The sequence below is a fragment of the Moorena sp. SIO2C4 genome (assembly GCF_010672485.1).
GTDB lineage: Bacteria > Cyanobacteriota > Cyanobacteriia > Cyanobacteriales > Coleofasciculaceae > Moorena > Moorena producens.
This window is the reverse complement of sequence record NZ_JAAHGN010001316.1, coordinates 1-1,764: the sequence shown is the minus strand read 5'-3', so window position 1 is coordinate 1,764 and position 1,764 is coordinate 1. Positions and strand designations below refer to the sequence as shown.

General features: G+C 40.0%; 3 protein-coding genes. 2 read left to right on the top strand and 1 reads right to left on the bottom strand.

Annotated features, from left to right (window positions below):
- Positions 1-197 precede the first annotated feature (197 nt).
- Together F6K20_RS37025 and F6K20_RS37020 are read left to right on the top strand one after the other, a co-directional pair.
- The gene (locus tag F6K20_RS37025) at positions 198-332 is read left to right on the top strand and encodes a hypothetical protein (protein WP_287298198.1); all 135 of its coding nucleotides are present in this window, start codon (positions 198-200) and stop codon (positions 330-332) included.
- Positions 333-881, top strand: a complete 549-nt coding sequence (locus F6K20_RS37020) for an HAD hydrolase-like protein (RefSeq protein ID WP_287298196.1) — start codon at positions 333-335, stop codon at positions 879-881.
- 417 nt (positions 882-1,298) lie between these two features.
- Here the strand turns inward: F6K20_RS37020 and F6K20_RS37015 are convergent.
- Positions 1,299-1,764 (bottom strand): phospholipase D-like domain-containing protein (locus F6K20_RS37015; RefSeq protein ID WP_287298195.1); only part of this gene is annotated, 466 nt, incomplete at its 5' end.

The window sequence follows — 1,764 nt, the reverse complement described above, 5'->3', positions numbered from 1 at the left end:
TGATAGCTGATAGCTGATAGCTGATAGCTGATAGCTGATAGCTGATAGCTGATAGCTGATAGCTGATAGCTGATAGCTGATAGCTGATAGCTGATAGCTGATAGCTGATAGCTGATAGCTGATAGCTTACATAAATGTTATAATAACGGTAATTAAATAACAACTATTGCCTCAAGTTCTATTACCATAGAATTGTAATGACTACCGTTTTATTTTGGGACATCGACAGCACTTTATTAACCACAAAACGAGCCGGGATATTTGCCCTAGAAGAGGCGGCTAGTGAGGTAATTGGTGAAACGGTTTCACTGACAAATCTAGAAACTGCATGAATGACAGACCCAATAATTGCTGCTAATATTCTAAAGCAGTACGGTTTGTCCCCAGAACCGAAATTGGTGGATCAACTGCTGGAAGGCTACGTTAACTACTTGCCTCAAAGTTTGCCCCGCCGAGAAGGATATGTCCTGGAGGGGGTAATTGAAATTCTAGATGCTTTGCATGATCGAACTGATGTGGTTTCGATGTTGCTCACAGGAAATATCGAAGCAGGAGCAAAGGCAAAATTAAGCTATTATGGCTTGGCTGATTACTTTAGTGGTGGTGGATTTTCCGATAAAACTGAAACTAGAGTTGATATTGCCGAACAAGCTTTAGCGATCGCATCCGAGAAGTATGGTGTGATCCCATCTCAAAAGACTTACGTCATTGGCGATACTCCCCATGACATTCACTGTGGCAAAGCCATTGGTGCTCGTGTGATTGCGGTTGCCTCTGGTCCCTATGACCAGGAGTCCCTAGAGGAACATCAGCCCTGGTGGGCTATACCATCTCTGCCATCATCAACAGTGTTTATGGAAAAGATTGGCTTGAAGAATTGAGAATGTAGAATTGAGAATGTAGAATTGAGAATTGAGAATTGAGAATTGAGAATTGAGAATTGAGAATTGAGAATTGAGAATTGAGAATTGAGAATCCTACATTTTACCTTCTAAGTTTTACCTCCTACATTCTCCCTCCTAAATCTTTAATTCACCATTCACCATTCTCCCTCCTAAATCTTTAATTCTTAATTCTTAATTCTACATTCTACATTCTTAATTCTACATTCTTAATTCTACATTCTTAATTCTACATTCTTAATTCTACATTCTACATTCTACATTCTACATTCTTAATTCTACATTCTACATTCTTAATTCTACATTCTACATTCTACATTCTACATTCTACATTCTACATTCTACATTCTACATTCTTAATTCTACATTCTTAATTCTACATTCTTAATTCTACAACTATCCCATCCCTGCTGATTGCAACGCCATCTCCATCAAAATCTGATGAGCCGATTCTTCTTTAACCCCTGGAGCTGGCTGTCGTTGGATATAGGTGCCATCAGGCTGTAAATCCCAAGCTTGACGGTTATCTGCTAACATAATTGCCAGGATTTCTTCCAAATCTTTGGTAATTTCTGGGTCTTCCACTGGTGTCACTGCTTCTACCCGTCGATCCAAATTACGACGCATCCAGTCCGCACTGCCAATATAGACTTCGTCTTGACCCTGATTTTGGAAGTAAAAAATCCGTGAGTGTTCTAAAAAACGACCCACGACACTCACCACACGGATATTTTCACTGACTCCTTTAAGACCAGGACGCAGACCACAAATTCCCCGCACAATCAAGTCAATTTTTACACCAGCTTGTGAGGCGTTGTAGAGGGCGGCAATAATCTTGGGGTCTAGTAGGGAATTCATTTTA

Excerpts from the sequence above, each read along its gene's own strand:
- F6K20_RS37025 (WP_287298198.1), top strand. The coding sequence starts at position 198 with ATGACTACCGTTTTATTTTGGGACATCGACAGCACTTTATTAACCACA.
- F6K20_RS37020 (WP_287298196.1), top strand. The coding sequence starts at position 333 with ATGACAGACCCAATAATTGCTGCTAATATTCTAAAGCAGTACGGTTTG.